At 70.4% G+C, this 21,669-nt stretch carries 22 protein-coding genes; 16 read left to right on the forward strand and 6 right to left on the reverse strand.

All coding sequences use genetic code 11. The features are described 5' to 3' along the window. Positions 1-337: 337 nt before the first annotated feature. The 3 genes from ACFVDP_RS25740 to ACFVDP_RS25750 all read right to left on the reverse strand — a co-directional run bounded on the left by ACFVDP_RS25740 (position 338) and on the right by ACFVDP_RS25750 (position 2,903). Positions 338-649, reverse strand: a complete 312-nt coding sequence (locus tag ACFVDP_RS25740) for a small hydrophobic protein (RefSeq protein ID WP_383494013.1) — start codon at positions 647-649, stop codon at positions 338-340. Between the two features lie 75 nt (positions 650-724). Continuing rightward, entirely contained in the window at positions 725-1,099 is a 375-nt protein-coding gene (locus ACFVDP_RS25745) for a peptidase inhibitor family I36 protein (protein ID WP_383494016.1), read from the reverse strand. Positions 1,100-1,292: 193 nt separating this feature from the next. After that, positions 1,293-2,903 carry an MFS transporter gene (locus ACFVDP_RS25750; protein WP_383494018.1) on the reverse strand — a complete coding sequence of 537 codons (1,611 nt, stop codon included), beginning with the start codon at positions 2,901-2,903 and terminating at the stop codon, positions 1,293-1,295. A gap of 111 nt (positions 2,904-3,014) precedes the next feature. On the opposite strand from ACFVDP_RS25750, the gene ACFVDP_RS25755 reads away from it, so the two are divergent. From ACFVDP_RS25755 to ACFVDP_RS25785, 7 genes are all read left to right on the forward strand, one after another. Then, entirely contained in the window at positions 3,015-3,656 is a 642-nt protein-coding gene (locus tag ACFVDP_RS25755; RefSeq protein WP_383494021.1) for a TetR family transcriptional regulator, read from the forward strand. 185 nt (positions 3,657-3,841) lie between these two features. Then, on the forward strand, positions 3,842-5,053 hold the full coding sequence (locus ACFVDP_RS25760; RefSeq protein WP_383494024.1) for an alpha/beta hydrolase: 1,212 nt from the start codon (positions 3,842-3,844) through the stop codon (positions 5,051-5,053). A gap of 76 nt (positions 5,054-5,129) precedes the next feature. After that, a complete protein-coding gene (locus tag ACFVDP_RS25765; protein WP_383494027.1) occupies positions 5,130-6,008 on the forward strand; it encodes a DUF4429 domain-containing protein in 879 nt (292 codons plus the stop codon). 101 nt (positions 6,009-6,109) lie between these two features. Beyond that, positions 6,110-7,492: a sensor histidine kinase gene (locus tag ACFVDP_RS25770; protein WP_383494030.1), complete on the forward strand. Its 1,383-nt coding sequence runs from the start codon at positions 6,110-6,112 to the stop codon at positions 7,490-7,492. Between the two features lie 15 nt (positions 7,493-7,507). After that, on the forward strand, positions 7,508-8,182 hold the full coding sequence (locus ACFVDP_RS25775) for a response regulator (RefSeq protein ID WP_383494033.1): 675 nt from the start codon (positions 7,508-7,510) through the stop codon (positions 8,180-8,182). Between the two features lie 246 nt (positions 8,183-8,428). Next, positions 8,429-9,559, forward strand: coding sequence for an alpha/beta hydrolase (locus tag ACFVDP_RS25780; protein WP_383494036.1), 1,131 nt, complete (start codon positions 8,429-8,431; stop codon positions 9,557-9,559). Continuing rightward, positions 9,556-10,788 carry an acyltransferase gene (locus ACFVDP_RS25785; protein WP_383494039.1) on the forward strand — a complete coding sequence of 411 codons (1,233 nt, stop codon included), beginning with the start codon at positions 9,556-9,558 and terminating at the stop codon, positions 10,786-10,788. The genes ACFVDP_RS25780 and ACFVDP_RS25785 overlap by 4 nt, the downstream gene beginning before the upstream one ends. A gap of 176 nt (positions 10,789-10,964) precedes the next feature. Here ACFVDP_RS25785 and ACFVDP_RS25790 read toward each other — a convergent pair whose 3' ends face one another. Continuing rightward, positions 10,965-11,426 (reverse strand): MerR family transcriptional regulator, encoded by a 462-nt coding sequence (locus tag ACFVDP_RS25790; protein WP_383494043.1) that lies wholly within the window; start codon positions 11,424-11,426, stop codon positions 10,965-10,967. Between the two features lie 96 nt (positions 11,427-11,522). Here ACFVDP_RS25790 and ACFVDP_RS25795 point away from each other — a divergent pair, with 96 nt between their 5' ends. Together ACFVDP_RS25795 and ACFVDP_RS25800 are read left to right on the forward strand one after the other, a co-directional pair. After that, positions 11,523-11,999, forward strand: coding sequence for a GNAT family N-acetyltransferase (locus ACFVDP_RS25795; RefSeq protein WP_383494046.1), 477 nt, complete (start codon positions 11,523-11,525; stop codon positions 11,997-11,999). Between the two features lie 10 nt (positions 12,000-12,009). Further along, the gene (locus tag ACFVDP_RS25800) at positions 12,010-12,819 is read left to right on the forward strand and encodes a serine hydrolase domain-containing protein (RefSeq protein ID WP_383494049.1); all 810 of its coding nucleotides are present in this window, start codon (positions 12,010-12,012) and stop codon (positions 12,817-12,819) included. A gap of 35 nt (positions 12,820-12,854) precedes the next feature. On the opposite strand, the gene ACFVDP_RS25805 is transcribed toward ACFVDP_RS25800, so the two are convergent. After that, positions 12,855-13,517 (reverse strand): pirin family protein, encoded by a 663-nt coding sequence (locus tag ACFVDP_RS25805; protein WP_383494052.1) that lies wholly within the window; start codon positions 13,515-13,517, stop codon positions 12,855-12,857. A gap of 85 nt (positions 13,518-13,602) precedes the next feature. On the opposite strand from ACFVDP_RS25805, the gene ACFVDP_RS25810 reads away from it, so the two are divergent. The 5 genes from ACFVDP_RS25810 to ACFVDP_RS25830 all read left to right on the forward strand — a co-directional run bounded on the left by ACFVDP_RS25810 (position 13,603) and on the right by ACFVDP_RS25830 (position 18,580). After that, positions 13,603-14,835, forward strand: a complete 1,233-nt coding sequence (locus tag ACFVDP_RS25810; RefSeq protein WP_383494055.1) for a PucR family transcriptional regulator — start codon at positions 13,603-13,605, stop codon at positions 14,833-14,835. Positions 14,836-14,924: 89 nt separating this feature from the next. Beyond that, positions 14,925-15,848 (forward strand): ACP S-malonyltransferase, encoded by a 924-nt coding sequence (locus ACFVDP_RS25815; RefSeq protein ID WP_383494058.1) that lies wholly within the window; start codon positions 14,925-14,927, stop codon positions 15,846-15,848. A gap of 18 nt (positions 15,849-15,866) precedes the next feature. Continuing rightward, positions 15,867-16,898: a ketoacyl-ACP synthase III gene (locus ACFVDP_RS25820; protein ID WP_383494061.1), complete on the forward strand. Its 1,032-nt coding sequence runs from the start codon at positions 15,867-15,869 to the stop codon at positions 16,896-16,898. Between the two features lie 73 nt (positions 16,899-16,971). Further along, on the forward strand, positions 16,972-17,220 hold the full coding sequence (locus ACFVDP_RS25825; RefSeq protein WP_111662126.1) for an acyl carrier protein: 249 nt from the start codon (positions 16,972-16,974) through the stop codon (positions 17,218-17,220). 88 nt (positions 17,221-17,308) lie between these two features. After that, entirely contained in the window at positions 17,309-18,580 is a 1,272-nt protein-coding gene (locus tag ACFVDP_RS25830) for a beta-ketoacyl-[acyl-carrier-protein] synthase family protein (RefSeq protein WP_383494065.1), read from the forward strand. Between the two features lie 197 nt (positions 18,581-18,777). On the opposite strand, the gene ACFVDP_RS25835 is transcribed toward ACFVDP_RS25830, so the two are convergent. Beyond that, positions 18,778-19,272: a DUF3145 domain-containing protein gene (locus ACFVDP_RS25835; RefSeq protein WP_383494068.1), complete on the reverse strand. Its 495-nt coding sequence runs from the start codon at positions 19,270-19,272 to the stop codon at positions 18,778-18,780. Positions 19,273-19,561: 289 nt separating this feature from the next. On the opposite strand from ACFVDP_RS25835, the gene ACFVDP_RS25840 reads away from it, so the two are divergent. Together ACFVDP_RS25840 and ACFVDP_RS25845 are read left to right on the forward strand one after the other, a co-directional pair. Beyond that, positions 19,562-20,482, forward strand: coding sequence for an SGNH/GDSL hydrolase family protein (locus ACFVDP_RS25840; RefSeq protein WP_383494070.1), 921 nt, complete (start codon positions 19,562-19,564; stop codon positions 20,480-20,482). 31 nt (positions 20,483-20,513) lie between these two features. Next, complete coding sequence (locus ACFVDP_RS25845) at positions 20,514-21,524, forward strand: aldose epimerase family protein (protein WP_383494073.1); 1,011 nt, start codon at positions 20,514-20,516, stop codon at positions 21,522-21,524. Positions 21,525-21,669 lie beyond the last annotated feature (145 nt).

Genomic DNA, 21,669 nt, shown 5'->3' on the forward strand with positions numbered 1-21,669 from the left:
CGGCGCGGAGAAGTTGGAGCCGCAGGAGGTACTCGGCGAGTCAGAGGTGCCGGGACCGTCAGATGTACCCGGCCGACCAGAGACGCCGGGATCGGCGGCTGGATCGGCGACAGGGTTGGCGACGGGATCGACGGCGGGACCAGGTCGGTCCGAGGCGTCAGTCCGTTGCTGTTCGTGCGTGGTTGCCGACGCCGGCGAGCCAGGCGTTCCACATGCCGGTGCCGGTGCCGGTGCGGAATCGGGCTAGGAGGCCGGCGCGGGTGCGGTCAACGGCAGCCCCGGGAACGTGCCCGGGGCCGCCTGGAGTTGACCGCTCGGAGCGGTCGGCCGCTCGTGCTCAGAACATTCCTCCCGCGGCGAGACCGGCCGACGAGATCAGCCAGATGATCGCGAGGAGAGTGTCGATCGCACCGAGTACGACCGCGACCAGGGCCGGTATCGACTGGGTGCCGGTCCAGCGGCGTCCCATGGCCAGCCAACCGCAGACAACGGCGACCGGCCCGAACACGATCCCCAGGGCCAAGAACCCGACGACCGCGCAGATGACCCCTATGATTCCGAGCGTCGCGCGGTCCGGCCCGCTCCGTGGTCCCATGTGGTCACGTGAACGGGGGTGCTTGCGCGTGGTGTGTCCGAAGCCCGCCATCATCACTCCTTGGGTTCGTGGACTCGGGCGGTACTCCGGGTACCCCACTTGCCGCCGCCTACCGCGCACGGCGCTCCACTATCTCTCCCAGATCTTGAACGCCCTTACCCGGTAAGGAGTTTCGGGCTCCCAGGTCCCGCTGCCGGGATAGGTCTGGAACTCCCCGGTCTCTGCGCACTCCGCGGACTGATAGGTGGTGACGGGGCGGCGGGTGCGGTTGGCGAGGGACGCCGCGCTGGCCCCCTCCGGCAGCACGACGCAGCTCTCGATGTCCGTCCCGGCCAGTTCGTAGGTGTGCCGAGCTCCCTTGAAACCGGTCTTCGACCACAGGCACAGCTCCCCCGGCCCGCAGTCGCCCAGCGTCGGTGGTGCGGCCGCGGTGGCGAAGCCTGGTGTGAGCACCACCGCCGCGAACGCGGTCGTGGCGAGCCTGACCATCATGGACGTACGCATGTGCATCAACCCCCGTGTCATATCGACCAGTTGCGTTCGCGACTGATCGCTTGCCTGACACTCTGGCCCGGAAGATCCGGTTCCGGGAAGGGCTGTCGAGCGACGTCACCCGGATAAGCGAAAGCCCTCGGAAAGTTCCCGAGGGCTTCCCCCACACGGGCGGTTTCCCACCCTCGTTCGCGCCCGAAAGGCGCTAGATGTGCGCGGCGCCCGACGCCGCCTCCGGGTTGTCGCCCCGCTTGGTCAGCAGCGCGACGAAGATGGCGACGACCCCGACACCCGCGGCGACCAGGCAGGCCAGGCTCATGCCGGAGATGAACGTGTCGTGGGCGACGTCCGTGATCTTCGCCGCGATACCGGCCGGGGTGTGGTCCGGAACGGGAGCGACGCCGACCTGAACGGCTTCCGAGGCCTGGTCCAGCTGCGCCGGTGTGAGCGGCGGAAGCTTGGCGTCGGCCCAGTTGCCCGCGAGGTCGCTGTCGACCTTCGACGCCATCACAGCACCGAGCACGGCGGTGCCGAGGCTGCCGCCGATCTGCATCGCGGCCTGCTGGAGTCCGCCGGCGACGCCGGAGAGCTCCATCGGGGCGTTGCCGACGATGACCTCGGTGGCCCCCACCATCACGGGGGCGAGTCCGAGGCCGAGCAGCCCGAACCAGACGGACATGATGCCGCTGCCGGTTCCCGCCTCGAGCGTGGACATCCCGTACATCGCGAGCGCGGTGCAGGCCATGCCGCCCGCGAGCGGAATACGCGGACCGACCTTCGTGATCATCGCGCCCGCCAGCGGAGAGGCGACGATCATCATGCCGGTCAGCGGCAGCAGGTGGAGGCCGCTGTCGACCGGGCTCATGCCATGCACGTTCTGCAGGTAGAAGGTGACGAAGAACAGGCCGCCCATGAACGCGATGGCCATGAGCACCATCAGGACCACACCGGCCGACAGCGGCACGGAGCGGAACAGCCCCAGCGGGATGAGCGGCTCGGCGACCCGGGTCTCCCAGAACGCGAAGAGCACGAAGCACAGCACCGCCGCGCCGATGAACGTCCATGTCATGCCGTCGCCCCAGCCCCAGCTCGGCGCCTTGATGAGGGCCCAGACAAGGCAGAACATCGCGCCGGACAGCAGTGCGATGCCGGGGACGTCGAAGGAGCGCGGCGCGTTCTCGGCGCGGTGGTCGAGCAGGATGACGAGGCCGAGGACGAGGGCGATGACGCCGACGGGAACGTTGATGAAGAAGACCGACTGCCAGCTGACGTGCTGGACGAGCAGGCCGCCGAGGATCGGACCGCCCGCGGTCGAGGCGCCGATCACCATGCCCCAGATGCCGATCGCCATGTTCAGCTTCTCGGCCGGGAACGTGGCGCGCAGCAGGCCGAGCGCGGCGGGCATCAGCAGCGCCCCGAAGAGGCCCTGGAAGACGCGGAAGGTGATGACGAGCGCGATGCTGTCGGACAGACCGATGGCTCCGGAGGCGGCGGCGAAGCCGACCACGCCTATGAGGAAGGTCTGCCGGTGGCCGAACCGGTCGCCGAGCTTGCCCGCGGTGATCAGCGTGACCGCGAGGGCGAGGAAGTAGCCGTTGGTGATCCATTGGACGTCGGCGAAGCTCGCGCCGAGGTCCTTCTGAATGGCCGGGTTGGCGATGGCGACGATGGTGCCGTCGAGGGCGACCATCATTACGCCGATCGCGACAGAGAAAAGGGTCAACCAGGGATGGCCGCGAAGTCCCTTGGCCGATGCCGGGGCGGGGTCGGGCTCCGGAACCCGGTCCGCCTTGTCGACAGTGATCTGACTAGTCATACGTTCGAGGCTAGTGACAGCTCCTGACAGTTGACAAAGCATTTCACCATTCGGTAACTGTCGCCTCGCTCACACTGCCGCCGAGCGGCACGAACGGCTGGAAAGAGGAACATGGCCGCCCGACTCAACCTGCGTGAACTCAAGAAGCAGCGCACACGAACAGCCTTGCTGCGCTCCGCACTTGAGCTCTTCACGACGCAGGGCTTCGACCGGACCACGGTCGACGAGATCGTCGAGGCCTGCGAGGTCTCCCAGCGCACCTTCTTCCGCTACTTCGCGAACAAGGAAGAGGTCGCCTTCGCCGTGCAGGACATGGTGGAGAGCCGCTTCGTCGCCGCGTTGCGTGAACGCCCCATTGAGGAAAGCCCGTTCGAGGCGCTGCGCCACACGGTCCTCGGCACGTGGGACGCGCTGAGCCGCTCCGTGGAAGAGGTCATTCCGGTCGAACTCCACATGCGTATATATCAGTTGATCGAGTCGACGCCCTCCCTGCTGGCCGAGCACCTGCGCCGCTCCATCGAGCTGGAGGAGGAGATCGCGCACGTCATCGCCGAACGTGAGGGCGTGGACGTGGACAGCGACCCGCGCCCGCGCGTGGCCGTGGCCGCGTTCAGTGGCGTGATGCGTCTGGCCGGACGCCTGTGGGGCGCCGGCGAGGACACCAGCGTCGACGCCATCCGCGCCGTCACCGAGACGTATCTCGATCATCTGACCCCGTCGATCGGTGAGCACTGGCGGCGCGATCGCGCGTGAACGGCGCATAAAGGCGTCGGAGTGACGCCGGTCGCACTCCCGCGCGCACAAGGAGCCCCGACCCCCTACGCAGAGTGAGGGCCTGACCTCAACTACGTCCGCTTTTACCCAAATACACCCCACAAAACGTGATCTACCTCACCCGTGGTACGGGGCTCCTCGCGCTTCTCCTAGGGTGTCCCGCAGTGACTTCCTTCGACTCATCCCCCCAACTCAACGTCTGGCGCGCACTGCTTGCGCTGGCCGTCGTGTTCGTCATGCTGGCGACCACCGGCTGGACCGCGGTGCGTCACCAGCAGGGCGTCAACACGCCGCTCCAATCCGCTCTCAACGCCTGGGACCGCGGCCGGATAGACGGGCACGCGCTGCCCTCGCACGACGGCTCCCCCACCCGTCTCAGGCACTTCTTCGCTTCCCTGACCCCACACCAACGCGGTCGCCTCGCCGTCCGGTATCCGCTCGCGGTCGGCAACATGAACGGCGCACCCGTAGCGCTGCGTTACCGCGCGAATCACATCGCTCTGAACGAGGAGCGCAAGGTCGAGCATCAGCGCATGCACGACAAGCGGCTTTCCTCCGCGGGTCATTCCGACGCGAAACAAAGGATGCAGCGTTTCGCGCTCCTGGCCGATCCGGATCGCAAGATCCTCGCCTTCGACCCCATGGGTTCCGGCCGGGTGGCCGAGGTGTTCGGCGACCTCGACCGGGCGCAGCGGGTCTCGGTCGTGGTGCCGGGTGTCGACACGAATGTGCTGACGTTCCAGCGCACGTCCCGCAAGTACTCCGCTCCGGTGGGCATGGCTCGCTCTCTGTACGCCGCCGAACGCGAGAAGAGCCCTCGCACCCGCACCGCGGTGATCGCGTGGGCCGACTACACGGCCCCCGCCGGCCTGGGGGTGGACGCCGCCACGGCGATGCGCGCGGACGACGGCGCGGTCCGGCTCAACGCCATGCTGCGTGGACTCCCCGGCGGCTCGCCGGTGGCCCTGTACTGCCACAGCTACGGCTCCGTGGTCTGCGGTGTCGCGGCGCACGCCCTGCCGTCGCGGGTGAGTGACATCACGGTGGCGGGCAGTCCGGGGATGCGGGCCCAGAGCGCTTCGGGCCTGCACACACACGCGCGCGTGTGGGCCATGCGCGACAAGGACGACTGGATCCAGGACGTGCCCTACATGGAGGTGGGCGGCCTGGGTCACGGCGCGGATCCGGTCTCGTCGGGCTTCGGGGCCCGGGTCGTCTCCGCGGGAGACGCCAAGGGTCACGCCGGTTACTTCGAACCCGGCACCGAAAGCCTCAGCAACTTCGCCGAGATCGGAACTGGCTCGTACCGATCGGTGCTCTGTGCCCACACGGACCAGGACTGCCGCGAGGGATTTTCCGGAGACATCTCGGCCTGACGCGCGTAGAGAACGGCGAAACAGTGGTCCGACGCAACAGGCGACGGAGGCGGGCGTGCCGCATACGATGAGCCGCATGGGTGACGTACTGGCCGGATTTCATGCCGCCTGGGAGTTCGAGACCGACTCCGTGCGCATCCGCTTCGAACGGGGGATCCGCACGCCGAAGCTCCTTCAGGCGCTGGGCGAGCGCCGCATCCCTCTGGAAGCGATCGCGGCGGTGACCCTGACTCCGGGGAAACGCGGGACCGTAGTGCTGCACGCCGTTCCTAGACCGGGCGCCGATCCGTTGATGGACGCCGCGGCCGGGCAGCTGAAGGAGAGCAGCGATCCCTACCGCCTCGTGCTCCCTGCGGAGCGGGAGACGCTCGCGGAGTACTACGCGGACGAGTTGCGTGGGCAGCTCGTCGCCGAGGAGGACGTGCGGAGCGACGGCTGCCTGGTGGCGCCGCCCGAGGCTCCGCTCCAGTTCAAGGCGTACGACGGAAAGGCCTCCTTCGACGGCTCGTCGGTCTCCTTCCGGTGGTTCTGGACGGGAGCGTCGTCCGCGAAGTGGAAGGCCGGCGACAAGACCTTCCCCGTCGGCGATCTGAGCGGCGTCGAATGGCGCTCGCCCGAGCTGTTCGAGGGGCACCTGCGGCTCCTGCACCGTGACATCGCCGGGGAACAACCGGGGCAGGCCGACCAGGATCCGGCCGCGGTCGTCTTCGGGCTCGGCTATGGACCGGTCCACGAGTCGCTGCCGTTCGCCGCGTCCGTGCTCGCGGCCGTACGCGCGTCCGGCTCGGCCCCGTCCCCCACGGGGGAGCCCGCCGTCCGGACGACGGTTCCCGCGCGCCGGGACCCGGCGGACATCGCCGACCGGATACGGCACCTCGGCGAGCTGCATCAGGCGGGCCTGGTCACGGACGCGGAGTTCACGACGAAGAAGGCCGAGCTGCTCGCGGAGCTGTGACGGCCGGGCCCTCGGAATGTTCGTGATACCTGGGTAGGGGGTGCGGTGAGCACCTCGGTATGACGTCACGCGGCGGCTCCGTTGCCTACGCTGAACAGGCCATGAGCACTGCACCGGACTCCCCCGACCAGAGCCCCCGCCCGCCGGACGACCCGGAGCGGACGGGGCCCGAGCGTGCGGCCGACTCGCTGCGGCACCGTCTGCGCGACGTGGGCGGTGGGCTGGCGTCGGTCGGGGCGAGCCTCGCTTCCGCCGTCGAGGGCGATCGGACGGAGCCGTTTCTGGCTCGGGCGCCCCAGCGCTGGGTACGCCTGCTGCCGTATGTGATCGCGCTCGGCTTCGTCGCGGTCCTGATCCCGGTCACCACCCAGGTGCTGTCGAACGACTACGGGGTGAGCGGCGGCCTCGCCGGCGCGATCGCGGTCGCCCAGGCGGCGCCGCTGCTGCTCGCGGTCACCCGGCCCCTGACCGCCTGGTACATCATGATCGTCGCCGATGTGCTGGGGACGATCCCGCTGTTCCAGGGTGACGCGCACCATCCGTCGCCCTGGACCCCGATGGTCGTCGTGGGGTATCTGGCGCTGTGCATCGCCCTGGCCCTGCGGCAGAGCCGACGCGCTCTCATCGGCATCTGGCTGGTCACCGTCGCCGCCAGCATCGTCGTCGGACTCTTTAGGGACAGCACCAGTCAGGACACGGGGGTGCTGCTCATCGTCCTGAGCGGCGGAGTGCTGCTGCTGGGCGCGCTGATGCGCGAGCGCGGAGAGGCGCAGCGCAGACTCGTCGAGCAGGAGACGATCAGCGAGGCCGAGCGGACCCGCCGCACGCTGCTGGAGGAGCGGGCGAGGATCGCGCGGGAGTTGCACGATGTCGTCGCCCACCACATGTCGGTGATCACCGTTCAGGCGGACTCCGCGCCGTACCGTCTGCCGGGTCTGACCGGGGACGTGCGCGAGGAGTTCGCTTCGATCGCCGCCGGTGCCCGCGAGTCGCTGACCGAGATGCGGCGCCTGCTGGCGGTGTTGCGCAGCGAGGAGTCGCAAGGAGATCTGACGCCTCAGCCGGGCCTCGCGCATCTGCGGCAGCTGGTGGAGGCGACGATACGCGGCGGTGTGCCGACCGAGCTGTCGTATCCCGAGCTGGCCCTGGTCCGTGAACTGGCCGACGTGTCACCGGCGGTGGACCTTTCCGCCTACCGCATCGTCCAGGAGGCGTTGGCGAACGTGGTGCGGCACGCGCCCGGTGCGCGGGCGCAGATCTCGATCGGGCTCGATGCCGACGCCCTGCTGGTGCTCGTGGTCAATGGACCTGCACGGGAGCCGGTGGCCCCGCTCGAATCGAGCGGTACGGGACACGGGCTCGTGGGGATGAGCGAGCGCGTACGGTTGGTCGGCGGCACGTTGGACGTGGGCCCGCTGCCCGACGGAGGCTTTCGCGTCGCGGCCCGGCTCCCGCTGACCGCGCCCGGCTCACCGACGGTGTAAAGGAATTCGGCCCGCATGACCATCCGCGTGATCATCGTCGACGACCAGTCCATGGTGCGAGCGGGCTTCGCCGCCCTGCTGTCGGCGCAGAGCGACATCGACGTCGTCGGTGAGGCCCCCGACGGCCGGAAGGGTGTCGAGGTCAGCCGCTCCACCCACCCCGACGTGGTCCTCATGGACGTCCGGATGCCGGAGATGGACGGGCTCGCCGCCACCCAGGAGTTGCTGGACCCGCCGCGCGGTGTGGTGCACCGGCCCAAGGTTCTGATGCTCACGACGTTCGACGTGGACGACTACGTCTACGCGGCGCTGCAGGCGGGCGCCTCCGGCTTTCTGCTGAAGGACGCACCGCCCACCGATCTGATCGCCGCGGTGCGTGTGGTGGCGGCGGGCGAGGCACTGCTCGCGCCGACCGTCACCAAGCGGCTCATCGAGGACTTCACGAGGACCAGGCCCGTACGCAGGGATCGTTCGCCGCAGCTCAAGTCGCTGACTCCGCGCGAGCTCGAGGTCCTGGAGCTGATCGCGCGCGGCCTGTCCAACCAGGAGATCGCCCAGAAGCTGGTCCTTGCGGAGCAGACCGTGAAGACCCACATCGGGCGCGTGCTGGCCAAGTTGGGGCTGCGCGACCGGGCCCAAGCCGTGATCTTCGCTTACGAGTCGGGGCTCGTCACGCCCGGGGAGCAGTAACCCCTACCCGGGTAGCACCTCGCCCGGGACAAGCGCCCGGCCGGAGCCCGGTCCGCGCTCACCAACTCAACCGGTATCACTGTGTCTTGCCTGTTGAGCGACGTGCGCACCTGCCACCCCCTACTGCGGTATCCCTCATGGATACCCAGGTATCACCCGCAAGTTGGCTCCGTGGTGTGACGTGTCGCGCTCGGCCGAATCCATACCTTCCCCTCGTCAGGCCAACGAACGAGGGGGAGACGGACGATGGTCCTCAGCTCTTGGAAGCGACGCGGCAGGCGCACTCTGGTCGCCGCCGCGCTCACGACGACGGTGATCACCGGTACCGCGGGGTGGGCATCGGCGCACGAGCAGCGTCCGCTCACCGGTCCGCCGCCGGGCACCGCGTCCTGGCGCGCCGACCACTCGCTGCACGACGCGCTGCCCGATCCGGCGACAGCAAGGCCCGCTCAAGTCGCTTCCTTCTTCGCCGGGTTGAGTGTCTCCGAGCAGCATGAGCTGGTCGTCCGGCATCCCTCGGTCGTCGGCAATCTTGACGGCGCGCCGATCGGCCTGCGGTACGAGGCCAACGCACGCGCACTGCGGGCCGAGCGCGCACGAGCCCTCGGCGTCGCGAAGGACGCGACGCGCACCGAGCAGGAGCGGTCGAGCGCCCGTGCCCGCGCCGAGCGCTGCGGCGAACTGCTCGCGCCGGAGCGCCACATCCTCGCCTTCGACCCCCGCGGCCGGGGACAGATCGCCGAGGTGTTCGGCGACCTGCGCGGGGCCCGGCACGTGTCGGTGATCGTTCCCGGTTCGGACATCGATCTGGGCTCGTTCGACCGGGCCACGGACCCGTACGGGACTCCCGCCGGAATGGCCCGCGCCCTGTACCGGGCGACGGACGCACGGACCGCGGTGGTGGCGTGGGTCGGCTACACCACACCCGTGGGGCTGGGTCCCGACGCCGCCACGGGGCGGCTCGCCGAGGCCGGGGCCCCACGGCTGGCCCGCTTCGTGCAGGGTCTCACCGCCGTCGGCGCACCGGAGCCGGCCGTCTTCTGCCACAGCTACGGCTCGGTGGTGTGCGGGCTCGCCGCACACCGGCTTCCCGCGTCGGACCTGGTGGTGTTCGCCTCCCCGGGAGTGCGCGCGGACAGCGTGGCCGAGCTGCGCGCCCGGGCCCGGGTGTGGGCCGCGCGCGACGACAGCGACTGGATCGCGAAGGTGCCGAACGTCGAGCTGTTCGGCCTCGGGCACGGCACGGACCCGACATCTTCCTCGTTCGGCGCCCGACGCATAGCCGCCGAGAAGGCCGAGGGCCACACCGGCTATTTCGCGCCCGGCACCGACTCGCTGCGTGCCTTCACCGACATCGCCACAGGAGATTCGTCATGACACTCACCTCGTTGCGGACCTACGCGTCCCGGACCGTCGCAGCGATCGACGCCAAGACCCCGGCCCATCGTGACCGGGCAGTGGACGGGCTGCGGGCCATGGCACTGCTCGCCGTCCCGACCGGCCACTGGCTTCTCGGCGGCTTCACCCTCGGCTCCGGGGGCGCACTGCACAACGCCAGCCCGCTGTCCGCCTTCGGCTTCTTCGCTCCTCTGAGCTGGGTGCTTCAGATGCTCGGCATCTTCTTCCTCGTGGGCGGCTATGCGTCGGCGCTCTCCTATCGCCGTGCGCGGGAGCGCGGCACGGCGAAGGCCGAGTGGCTGCGCGGCAGACTCGCCCGGCTGGGCCGCCCGGTGCTGGGGGTGACTGCGATCTGGGCCGCGTTGATTCCGGTGCTCCATGCCCTCGGGGTGCCCTGGCAGACCCTGCGGACCGGTTCCACCCTGGTGATACAGCCGCTGTGGTTCGTCGGGGTCTATGCGGTGATCACCGCGCTCACTCCCTGGTGCATCCGGGCCGCGCGGCGGTTCGGGGCGTGGTCGGCGGCGCCTCTGCTCGGCTCGGTCGCCCTCGTCGACTTCCTGCGGTACGGGCCCTCGGCGTCCGCCATGCCGTCCTGGCTGAGCCTGCTGAATCTGCTCCCGGGCTGGTTGTTCGCCTATCAACTGGGCGTCAGCTGGGGCGAGAAGAAGCTTGCGCGGCGCGGCGCCTGGTTCCTGTTGATCGGTGGGACGGCCCTGTTCGCGCTGTTGCTTCTGGCCTTCCACTATCCGACGTCGATGGTCGGTGTCCCGGGCGAGGCACGGACGAACTCGCATCCGCCGTCGCTTCTCGTGCTCGCTCTGGGGGCCGCGCAGAGCGGCGCCGCCATCCTGCTGCGGGACCGCATCGGCCGACTGCTTCGGAGGCCCGCGCTGTGGGCGCCGGTCGTGGTGATCAACCTGTCGGCGATGACGATCCTGTGCTGGCACCAGACGGCGATGCTCATGGCGGCGATCCCGACGGCGTCTCTCGGCGGCGCGGTACCGGGGCTCACCGCGCCGCCCGACACGCTCGGCTGGATAGCGGCCCGCCTCGCGTGGCTGCCGCTGTTCGCGGCACTCCTCGCTCTGACAGGTCGCTACGCGCGGGGCTTCGAATCGCCGTGGAAGCCGGCGCGCCGAGGGCGACGGGCGCTGGCCGGGCTGCTGGCCGCGGGCTTCGCGGTGTTCGCTCTGGGGCTGGCATGACGAGCCCGGCGTTCACCGAGCCCAGGCCGTCCCGCCCTTCCCCGCCCGCACTGCTTCTCGACCCAGGCTCACTGGTTCTCGACCCAGGCTCACTGCTTCTCGATCGGGCCTCACAGCTTCTCGACCGAGGCTCACGGCTTCAGGACCCAGCCATACCGCCACTGGCCCCAGCCGTACTACTTCTGGGCCGCTCCGGCACCCGCATAGAAATTGATCTTGTGGTCCAGCACGGCCATGGTGTCCTGGAGTTCGGCCATGCGGTGCAGGACGTCGCGGCGGGTCGATTCGAGGAGTTCTCTGCGCTCGTCGAAGGTGTGGTCCCCCAGGCGCACGAGCTCGGCGTAGCGGACCATGTCGGCGACCGGCATTCCGGTGAGCCGGAGCTTGTTGACGAAGGCGAGCCAGTCCAGATCGGGGTTGGTGTAGCGACGCTGACCGGTGTGCGAGCGGTCGACGTCGGGCAGCAGGCCGATCCGCTCGTACCAGCGCAGGGTGTGCGCGGTCAGTCCGGTGATGGCCGAGACCTCGCTGATGGTGTAGCGGTCCTGACCGTTCGGACGTGGATGGGCTACAGGGGCCGCCCGGCAGGCGTCGACCCCGGCTTGGGTGGGTGCGGGCGTGGTCTCCATCACCGTCATGGGCCCCACGCTAGAACCTTGGAGTGCACTCCAGGCAAGCAGATCGGGGAGAAATCCGGAGGACAGCGGGACGGCGCCCTCGCTACCTTTTCGATCATGACGCCTGCCCGCCGTGCGGTCCCCGAGGACGCCGAGGAACTGGTCCGCCTCCGCAAGATCATGCTCGACTCGATGCGACCGAGCGACGACGTGGACTGGCAGCAGCCGGCGCTGGAGACGTTGCGATCCCAACTGGGCTATGAAGGCAGCGAGTTGACGGCGTTCGTCGTCGACGATCCGGGCGGCTCGGGGCGGCTCGCGGCGTGTGCGGCCGGGATGACCCAGCGCGGTTTGGGCGGTCCGGGCAACCCGTCCGGTGTCTCCGCGCACATCTTCAACGTGTGCACCGACCCGGGCCACCGTCGGCAGGGCTACTCGCGCGCGTGCATGGAAGCGCTGCTGGCCTGGTACGAGGAGCGTGATGTGCGCAGGGTCGATCTGCTGGCGACGGCGGACGGCGAGCCGCTCTACGCCTCCCTCGGCTTCGCCCGCACCGCGGCGCCCTCGATGAGAGTGACGCTGGGGAGGAATTAGGCTCGGAGGCATGCAGAGCCTCGCGTTGATCGAGAACTGGCCGGTCCCGACCGCCGCCGCAGCCGTCGTCCGTGCGGACGGCGCCCTGCTGGGGACGCACGGGCCCACGGCCCACCGTTTCCCGCTGGCCTCGGTCACCAAGCCGTTGGCGGCCTACGCGGCGCTCGTCGCGTACGAGGAGGGGGCGGTCGAGCTCGACGAGCCGGCCGGGCCGGAGGGCTCGACGGTGCGGCACCTGCTGGCGCACACCAGTGGGCTGGCCTTCGACGAGCACAAGGTGACCTCGGAGCCGGGGACGCGCCGGCTGTACTCGAACGCGGGTTTCGAGGTGCTCGGGGATCACATCGCGAAGGCGACGGACATCCCGTTCGCGGAGTACGCGCGGCAGGCCGTGCTGGAACCGCTGGGGATGACGGCGACGACGCTGGACGGCTCGCCCGCCAGGGACGGGGTGTCGACGGTGGACGACCTGGTGCGGTTCGCCGCGGAGGTGCAGGCGCCGCGGCTGCTCGACCCGCGCACCGTGGCCGAGGCGATGACGGTGCAGTATCCGGGGACGAAGGGGGTACTGCCGGGGTACGGGCATCAGAATCCGAACGACTGGGGGCTCGGCTTCGAGATCCGGGACCACAAGTCGCCGCACTGGACGGGGAGTTCGTCGTCGCCGCGGACGTTCGGCCACTTCGGGCAGTCGGGGACGTTCCTGTGGGTGGACCCGGATGCCGGGGCGGCCTGTGTGGCGCTGACGGACCGGGCGTTCGGGCCGTGGGCGGCCGAGGTGTGGCCGCAGTTCACCGACGCGGTGCGCGCGGAGCTCTGACGGAGGCGGTCCGGCCCGGCCCGGCCTGTTTCAGCTCAGCTCATCTCCCAGATCAGCAGTTGGGTGTCGGAGGCGGCCAGGACCTCCAGGCCGGTCTCGTCGGTGATGCGGGCCGCGTCGCCCGGGGCCAGTTCGGCCTCGCCGAGGCGCAGTTCGCCCTGCACCACGTGCAGGTAGACGTGCGGCGCGGCCGGCAGTTCGGCCCGTTCGCCCTCGCCCAGGCGCCGCACGTGGAGCATGGCGCCCGCCTCGGGAACGTCGTACGGGGTGGAGTCGGCGATGCCGTGCACCACCTCGTAGGCGGGCTCGCCGCCGGGATCGCGGGGGGCCAGCCACATCTGGAGGAAGGCGAGGGGCTCGGTGCCGTCGTTGCGCTCGACGTGACGGACGCCGCCGCCGGAGCTGAGCCGCTGGACGTCGCCGGGGCGCACGATCGACACCTGGCCGGTGGAGTCCTGGTGGGTGAGCTCGCCGGTGACGACCCAGGTGACGATCTCGGTGTGGCTGTGGGGGTGTTCGTCGAAGCCGGCGCCGGGGGCCAGACGTTCCTCGTTGCAGGCGAGGATCGCGCCGAAGCGCAGATTGTCCGGGTCGTAGTGCGGGCCGAAGGAGAACGCGTGGCGGGAGGTGATCCCGGCCCCGGGTTCGCCCCCTGCGTAACGGTCGCCGGAGCGACGTACATCAATCACGTGAGCCACGGTAGCCCTCCTTTCCGGGCCTCGGCCCCGCTCAGGTCGGACCCTCCACTCCGCTGAGCCGTTCCGATAAGGCAGTCTTGTCCCCGTGCCCCAATCGGAATCAGCGCAGCCCTCAGCGAACGACCCCGCGGACCGCCGCCCGGACGTCCACGCGGTCCCTCACCCGCACTCGGCGACCCTGAAGCGTCTGGAGAAGTCCTCCGGGGCACTGGCCGCGCAGGCGATCACGCGCATGGACGAGACGCTGTCCTGGTACCGGGCCATGCCACCGGAGAACCGGTCGTGGATCGGACTGGTGGCGCAGGCCGGTATCGCCGCGTTCACCGAGTGGTTCCGGCACCCCGACGCGCCGCAGGCGATCTCGACGGATGTGTTCGGCACCGCGCCGCGGGAGCTGACGCGGGCCATCACGCTGCGCCAGACCGTGGAGATGGTGCGCACCACGATCGAGGTCATGGAGTCGGCCATCGACGAGGTGGCCGCGCCCGGCGACGAGAGCGTGCTGCGGGAGGCGCTGCTCGTGTACGCGCGGGAGATCGCGTTCGCGACCGCCCAGGTGTACGCACAGGCGGCGGAGGCCCGGGGCGCCTGGGACGCGCGCCTCGAATCGCTCGTCGTGAACGCCGTGCTGTCCGGGGAGGCCGACGAGGGCGCCGTCAGCCGCGCCGCGGCCCTCGGCTGGAACTCGCCGGAGCATGTCTGTGTCGTGCTCGGCACCGCCCCCGACGGGGACAGCGAGCTGACCGTCGAGGCGATCCGGCGGGCCTCCCGGCACGCAAAGCTCCAGGTGCTCACCGGAGTCCTCGGCGACCGGCTCGTGGTCATCGCGGGCGGCAGCGACAATCCGCTGGCCGTGGCGAAGTCGCTGATCGGGCCGTTCGCGGCCGGGCCCGTGGTCGCCGGGCCCGTCGTCCCCGACCTGCTCGCCGCCACCCGGTCCGCGCAGGCCGCGGCCGCCGGGCTCAAGGCGGGCGGGGCCTGGCAGGACGCGCCGCGCCCGGTCCTCGCGGACGATCTGCTTCCGGAGCGCGCGATCGCGGGCGACCCGTCCGCCCGCGAGCAGTTGGTGGAGGAGATCTACAGACCGCTGGAGGAAGCGGGCTCGGCTCTCCTTGAGACACTCAGTGTCTATCTGGAGCAGGCGAGCAGCCTGGAGGGCGCCGCCCGGATGCTCTTCGTCCACCCGAACACCGTCCGCTACCGGCTCCGACGTGTGACCGACGTCACCGGATGGTCGCCGTCGGACGTCCGCTCGGCGTTCACCCTGCGCATCGCGCTCATCCTGGGGCGTCTGGCCGACGGAGATCCCCAGTCGTAGGCTTTTGTCGGGGGCCTACAATTCCGACTTCGGTTCTTCGTCCCTGTCCCCACGGGCGGCCCGCACCGTCCACAAGAGAGAGTGTGAGAGTGCTCGTACTCGTCGCTCCCGGCCAAGGCGCCCAGACGCCCGGCTTCCTGACTCCCTGGCTCGACCTCCCCGGCGCCGCAGACCGCGTCGCCGCGTGGTCCGACGCCATCGGACTCGACCTTGCCCACTACGGCACCAAGGCCGACGCCGACGCGATCCGCGACACCGCCGTGGCGCAGCCGCTGCTGGTCGCGGCCGGACTGCTGTCCGCCGCCGCGCTCGGCGACGTCGCGCCGGGCGCCGTCGCGGGGCACAGCGTCGGTGAGATCACCGCGGCCGCGTTCGCCGGTGTGCTCGACGACGCCGCCGCGCTGCGCCTCGTACGCACGCGTGGTCTGGCCATGGCCGAGGCCGCCGCGATCACCGAGACCGGCATGTCGGCGCTGCTCGGCGGCGACCCCGAGGTCACGGTCCCGCACCTGGAGAAGCTGGGCCTGACCCCGGCGAACGTGAACGGCGCGGGCCAGATCGTGGCCGCCGGCACCCTTGAGGAGCTGGCCGCGCTGGAGGCCGACAAGCCCGAGGGTGTGCGCCGCGTGGTGCCGCTGAAGGTGGCTGGCGCGTTCCACACCCGGCACATGGCCCCGGCCGTGGCGAAGCTGGAGGAGGCCGCCCAGGCACTCTCCCCGGCCGACCCCACGGTCCGTTACGTCTCGAACAAGGACGGCCAGACCGTCGCCACCGGCGCCGAGGTGGTCTCCCGCCTGGTCGGACAGGTCGCGAACCCGGTCCGCTGGGACCTGTGCATGGAGACGTTCCAGGCGCTCGGCGCCACCGCGCTGATCGAGGTGTGCCCGGGCGGCACCCTCACCGGTATCGCCAAGCGCGCGCTGCCCGGCGTCAAGACCCTCGCCCTGAAGACCCCCGACGACCTCGACGCAGCCCGCGCCCTGATCGCCGAAGCAATCGAAGCAACGGCCTGAGAAGGAGATCCGAGCAGCATGTCGAAGATCAAGCCCAGTAAGGGCGCCCCGTACGCGCGCATCCTCGGCGTCGGCGGCTACCGGCCGACGCGGGTCGTGCCGAACGAGGTGATCCTCGAGAAGATCGACTCCTCCGACGAGTGGATCCGCTCGCGCTCCGGCATCTCCACCCGCCACTGGGCCGGCGACGACGAGACCGTCGCGATGATGTCCATCGAGGCGTCCGGCAAGGCCATCGCCGACGCGGGCATCGGCCCGGAGCAGATCGGCGCCGTCGTCGTGTCGACCGTCTCGCACTTCGCGCAGACCCCGGCCATCGCCACCGAGATCGCGGACAAGCTGGGCACGCAGAAGGCCGCCGCGTTCGACATCTCCGCCGGCTGCGCGGGCTTCGGCTACGGCCTCACCCTCGCCAAGGGCATGATCGTCGAGGGCAGCGCCGAGTACGTGCTCGTCATCGGCGTGGAGCGGCTCTCCGACCTGACCGACCTGGAGGACCGCGCGACGGCCTTCCTGTTCGGTGACGGCGCCGGTGCCGTGATCGTCGGCCCGTCCCAGGAGCCCGCGATCGGCCCGACCGTGTGGGGTTCCGAGGGCGACAAGGCCGGCACCATCAAGCAGACCGTGTCGTGGGACAAGTTCGCCATCGGCGACGTCTCGCAGCTGCCTCTCGACTCCGAGGGCAACGTCAAGTTCCCTGCGATCACGCAGGAGGGCCAAGCGGTGTTCCGCTGGGCCGTGTTCGAGATGGCGAAGGTCGCCCAGCAGGCGCTGGACGCGGCCGGAATCAGCCCGGACGACCTGGATGTCTTCATTCCCCACCAGGCCAACGAGCGGATCATCGACTCGATGGTGAAGACTCTCAAACTGCCGGAGCACGTCACGGTCGCCCGTGACGTACGCACCACCGGCAACACCTCGGCCGCCTCGATCCCGCTCGCGATGGAGCGGCTTCTGGCGACCGGCGAAGCGAAGAGCGGCGACACCGCGCTCGTCATCGGCTTCGGGGCGGGTCTCGTTTACGCCGCCACGGTCGTTACCCTCCCCTAGGCATCCTGTGCGGTTCACCCGATCCGCACAGCTGCCGCCACACCCTCTGGAAACACACCGAAGGAGCGCCACAATGGCCGCCACCGAGAAGGAGATCGTCGACGGTCTCGCGGAGATCGTGAACGAGATCGCCGGCATCCCCACCGAGGACGTCCAGCTGGACAAGTCCTTCACCGACGACCTGGACGTCGACTCGCTGTCCATGGTCGAGGTCGTCGTCGCCGCCGAAGAGCGCTTCGACGTCAAGATCCCCGACGACGACGTCAAGAACCTGAAGACCGTCGGCGACGCCACGAAGTACATCCTCGACCACCAGGCCTGAGCCACCAGCTCGACCTGACAGGTCAGTCGCTCCGCCACCCGGCGGTGGCGCCGCTGAATCCCTCGCATCCGTTGGAGAAAGAATCCCTGTGAGCCCGACCAATCGCACCGTGGTCGTCACCGGTATCGGCGCAACCACACCGCTGGGTGGCGACGCGACATCCACCTGGGAGGGCCTGATCGCCGGACGTTCCGGCGTCAAGTCCCTCGACCAGGAGTGGGCCGCCGAGCAGGCGGTCCGTATCGCGGCCCCGGCCGCCGTGGACCCGAGCGAGGTCATTCCTCGCCCGCAGGCCCGCAAGCTCGACCGCTCCGCGCAGTTCGCGCTGATCGCCGCCAAGGAAGCGTGGGCCGACGCCGGCTTCACCGCCAAGGCCGGCGAGGACGAGAGCGTCGACCCCGACCGGCTGGGCACCGTCATCGCGTCCGGCATCGGCGGTGTGACCACGCTGCTCGACCAGTACGACGTGCTGAAGGAGAAGGGCGTCCGCCGCGTCTCCCCGCACACCGTCCCGATGCTGATGCCCAACGGCCCCTCGGCCAACGTGGGCCTGCTCGTGGGCGCCCGTGCCGGTGTGCACACCCCGGTCTCCGCCTGCGCGTCGGGCGCCGAGGCCATCGGCTACGGCATCGAGATGATCCGCACCGGCCGCGCCGACGTCGTCGTCTGCGGTGGCACCGAGGCGGCCATCCACCCGCTGCCCATCGCCGCGTTCGGCAACATGATGGCGATGTCCAAGAACAACGACGACCCGCAGGGTGCCTCGCGCCCCTACGACGTCGCCCGTGACGGCTTCGTCCTCGGTGAGGGCGCCGGAGTCATCGTCCTGGAGTCCGCCGAGCACGCCGCCGCGCGCGGCGCCCGCGTCTACGCGGAGGCGGTCGGCCAGGGCATCTCCGCCGACAGCCACGACATCGTGCAGCCGGAGCCGGAGGGCCGCGGCATCGCGCACGCCCTGCAGAACCTGATGGCGAACACCGACCTGGACCCGGCCGAGATCGTGCACGTCAACGCGCACGCGACGTCGACTCCCGCCGGTGACGTGGCCGAGCTGAAGGCGCTGCGCAAGGTGTTCGGCGACGACGCCGACCACTTCGCGGTGTCCGCCACCAAGTCCATGACCGGGCATCTGCTCGGTGGTGCCGGTGGTGTCGAGACCGTGGCGTCGGTGCTGGCGCTGTACAACCGGCTCGCGCCGCCGACCATCAACGTGGAGAACCTCGACCCCGAGGCCGAGGCTGCCGCCGACATCGTGCGCGGTGAGGCTCGGAAGCTGCCCGTCGACGGGCGCATCGCCGCGCTGAACGACTCGTTCGGGTTCGGTGGGCACAACGTGGTGCTGGCGTTCCGCACCGTCTGACGCTCCGCTGAGCTGGAAGTGGGCCCGCCCGGGGATTTCCGGGCGGGCCCACTTTTTGCGCCTCAGGGGGGTGGCGTGTGCTGTTGTGTCGCGTGTGCGGGTGCGTCGTGGCTGGTCGCGCAGTTCCCCGCGCCCCTGACGGGGCGCGCCCACGCGGCGGAGCCGCAGATCGACACAGCCCCGCGCCCCTTACGGGGCTAGACCACCTGGTGCAGCCAGCGGACCGGAGCGCCCTCGCCTGCGTAGCGGAAAGGCTCGAGTTCGTCGTCCCAGGGCTTGCCGAGGAGTTTGGCGAGTTCTGATTCCAGGTGGGCCTCGCCGGCCTGTGAGCGGGCCAGGGCTGCCCGCAGGCGGTCCTCCGGGACGAGGATGTCGCCGTGGATGCCGGTGACGGCGTGGAAGATGCCGAGGTCGGGGGTGGCGCTGTAGCGCTCGCCCTCGGCGGCGGCGCAGGGCTCGGCCGTCACCTCGAAGCGCAGCAGCTGCCAGCCGCGCAGCGCGGACGCCAGCTTGGCGGCCGTGCCGGCCTCGCCCCGCCAGGAGAATTCCGATCTCCAGGTGCCCGGCGCCGCGGGCTGCCGGATCCAGTCGAGGCTGACGCGCGCGCCGAGAACGCCCGCGACCGCCCATTCGACGTGCGGGCACAGCGCGCGCGGTGCGGAGTGCACGTACAGAACTCCACGTGTCGTCACCGGGACCTCCAGTGTGGGTCGAGGTTCGCCTTCCCCAGCGGCCTCGCGCCCGTGCCGAGCCTTCTTCCCTCTCCGCCCGGACAGTAGGTCCAGACAAAAAGGGACACATCTGACGTGTTGTAATTTAGCGGAACCGGTACAGCGGAGTCCCACCGGGTCGACCGGGGACCCCGTGGCGAGGCTATCGCGCAGCGGTGCAAGGAGTGTGACGTACTGTCGGTCCGGGGGCACGCAAACGCCGACCTTTCACCCGGCGGGACGCACCGGTCAGTCATGGAGGGGCCACGGGATGCGAAAGCCAAGTCGCCGGTCAACCGCCGTTCGGGCGGCGCTCACCACCGTGACCGCCGTCGTGCTCGGCGCCGCGGGGCTCACCGCCTGCGACGGATCGGGGGCCAACTCCCCGGGTTCCGAGGGTTCGGTCTCCGCGACGAAGCCGTCGCCGAAGCCCACTCCGACGTGGGACACCAGCCCGCGTTCGGTTGCCGCCGTGGGCGATTCGATCACCCGGGGCTTCGACGCGTGCAGCGTGCTGTCCGACTGCCCCGAGGTGTCGTGGGCGACGGGCACGGACAAGGGCGTCGACAGCCTCTCCGTGCGGCTGCTCGGCAGGAGCGGCGCCGCGAAGAACAGCTGGAACTACGCGCGCACCGGTGCGCGGATGGCCGATCTGCCGGGGCAGATGGCGCGGGCCGGGGCCCAGCGGCCGGAGCTGGTGGCGGTGATGGCCGGGGCCAATGACGCGTGCCGGAACAGCGCGGACGACATGACTTCCGTGGCCGCGTTCCGGTCCGACTTCACGGACGCCCTGCGGCAGTTGCGGCGTGCGGCGCCCAAGTCGCAGGTGTACGTGATGAGCATTCCGGATCTGAAGCGGCTGTGGTCCGAGGGACGGCAGAACCCGCTGGGCAAGCAGGTGTGGAAGCTGGGCATCTGCTCGTCGATGCTGGCCGATCCCGACGCGGTGGACGCGGCGGCGACCGCCCGGCGTGCGGCGGTGCAGAGCCGCGTGGAGGAGTACAACCAGGTCCTCAAGAGCGTGTGCGCCGCCGACAAGCGGTGCCGGTACGACGGCGGCGCCGTCTTCGGCTACCGGTTCGGGCAGGGGCAGTTGAGTCACTGGGACTGGTTCCATCCGAGCGTGGCCGGGCAGGCCAGGCTCGCGGAGATCGCGTATCGCGGAGTGACCGCGAAGGAACCTGTCGACTGAGCTGCGGGGGCGCGGGCGTAGGGTCTCGATCATGCGCAGTGAACTCTTCGGCACCCTGGCCGACGGCAGCGACGACAGCGGCCCGATCGATGTCCACCGGTGGGTCCTGGAACGGGACGGGGTGCGGGTACGCGTCCTGACGTACGGGGGCATTCTGCAGTCGGTGGAGGTGCCCGGCCGGGAGGGCGGTGTCGCCGACATCGTGCTCGGTTTTCCGGACCTCGCCGGGTATCTGGCCCACCCGGCGCCCTACTTGGGCGCGACGGTCGGGCGGTACGCGAACCGGATCGCGGGCGGCCGCTTCAGCCTCGACGGGCAGGAGTACCGTTTGGCCCCGAACAACGCGCCGAACGCGCTGCACGGCGGCGAGCGCGGCTTCGACAAGCGGGTGTGGGCTGCCGAGCCCGCCGGGGAGCACGGGGTGCGGCTCAGCCGGGTGTCGCCGGACGGCGAGGAGGGCTACCCGGGGCGTCTGGAGGTCTCGGTGACGTACGCGCTCGAAGCGGGCGGCTCGCTGCGGATCTCCTACGAGGCGGTCACCGACGCGCCGACGCTGGTGAACCTGACCAATCACACGTACTGGAATCTGGGCGGGGCCGGCGCGGGGAGCGCGGCGGGCGGGCACGAGGTGCGGATCGACGCCGGGCGGGTGAGCGTCGTCGACGACACGCTGATCCCGACCGGGGAGCTGCGGCCGGTGGACGGTACGCCGTTCGACCTGCGGGAGAGCCGGAAGGCCGGGCCCGGGTTCGACCACAACTTCGTACTCGACAAGGGCGTCTCCGAGAGTGCCGTGGAGGTCGCCGAGGTGTACGACCCGGCGTCCGGGCGGATGCTGAGTGTGGCGACGACCGAGCCGGGGCTGCAGTTCTACACGGCCGACCACTTCGACCCGTCGCTGCCGTTCGCGCCCGGTGACGGGATCGCGCTGGAGACGCAGCACTTCCCCGATTCGCCGAACCGCCCGGAGTTCCCGTCCACCGTGCTGCGGCCGGGCGAGGTGTACCGGTCGGAGACGGTGTACGGGTTCGGCACGCGCTAGGGCCTGTCTTCAAACTCCCCTCTGCCTCGCGACGCCTGGCACGCTTCCCCAAGCTCTCGAACCTCGCTCGAGCAGGGGAGACCCCATTCGCCGCACCGGGCACAAGCCCAAGTACGTCCAGTACGAGGCCTTGCACCCGGCACGC

Source organism: Streptomyces sp. NPDC057694, assembly GCF_042799415.1.
Lineage (GTDB): Bacteria > Actinomycetota > Actinomycetes > Streptomycetales > Streptomycetaceae > Streptomyces.

Bases quoted from the DNA above. Each gene is read 5' to 3' on its own strand.
- ACFVDP_RS25740 (WP_383494013.1), bottom strand. From the start codon at position 649: ATGATGGCGGGCTTCGGACACACCACGCGCAAGCACCCCCGTTCACGT.
- ACFVDP_RS25745 (WP_383494016.1), bottom strand. From the start codon at position 1,099: ATGCGTACGTCCATGATGGTCAGGCTCGCCACGACCGCGTTCGCGGCG.
- ACFVDP_RS25750 (WP_383494018.1), bottom strand. From the start codon at position 2,903: ATGACTAGTCAGATCACTGTCGACAAGGCGGACCGGGTTCCGGAGCCC.
- ACFVDP_RS25755 (WP_383494021.1), top strand. From the start codon at position 3,015: ATGGCCGCCCGACTCAACCTGCGTGAACTCAAGAAGCAGCGCACACGA.
- ACFVDP_RS25765 (WP_383494027.1), top strand. From the start codon at position 5,130: ATGGGTGACGTACTGGCCGGATTTCATGCCGCCTGGGAGTTCGAGACC.
- ACFVDP_RS25770 (WP_383494030.1), top strand. From the start codon at position 6,110: ATGAGCACTGCACCGGACTCCCCCGACCAGAGCCCCCGCCCGCCGGAC.
- ACFVDP_RS25775 (WP_383494033.1), top strand. From the start codon at position 7,508: ATGACCATCCGCGTGATCATCGTCGACGACCAGTCCATGGTGCGAGCG.
- ACFVDP_RS25780 (WP_383494036.1), top strand. From the start codon at position 8,429: ATGGTCCTCAGCTCTTGGAAGCGACGCGGCAGGCGCACTCTGGTCGCC.
- ACFVDP_RS25785 (WP_383494039.1), top strand. From the start codon at position 9,556: ATGACACTCACCTCGTTGCGGACCTACGCGTCCCGGACCGTCGCAGCG.
- ACFVDP_RS25790 (WP_383494043.1), bottom strand. From the start codon at position 11,426: ATGACGGTGATGGAGACCACGCCCGCACCCACCCAAGCCGGGGTCGAC.
- ACFVDP_RS25795 (WP_383494046.1), top strand. From the start codon at position 11,523: ATGACGCCTGCCCGCCGTGCGGTCCCCGAGGACGCCGAGGAACTGGTC.
- ACFVDP_RS25800 (WP_383494049.1), top strand. From the start codon at position 12,010: ATGCAGAGCCTCGCGTTGATCGAGAACTGGCCGGTCCCGACCGCCGCC.
- ACFVDP_RS25820 (WP_383494061.1), top strand. From the start codon at position 15,867: ATGTCGAAGATCAAGCCCAGTAAGGGCGCCCCGTACGCGCGCATCCTC.
- ACFVDP_RS25825 (WP_111662126.1), top strand. From the start codon at position 16,972: ATGGCCGCCACCGAGAAGGAGATCGTCGACGGTCTCGCGGAGATCGTG.
- ACFVDP_RS25840 (WP_383494070.1), top strand. From the start codon at position 19,562: ATGCGAAAGCCAAGTCGCCGGTCAACCGCCGTTCGGGCGGCGCTCACC.
- ACFVDP_RS25845 (WP_383494073.1), top strand. From the start codon at position 20,514: ATGCGCAGTGAACTCTTCGGCACCCTGGCCGACGGCAGCGACGACAGC.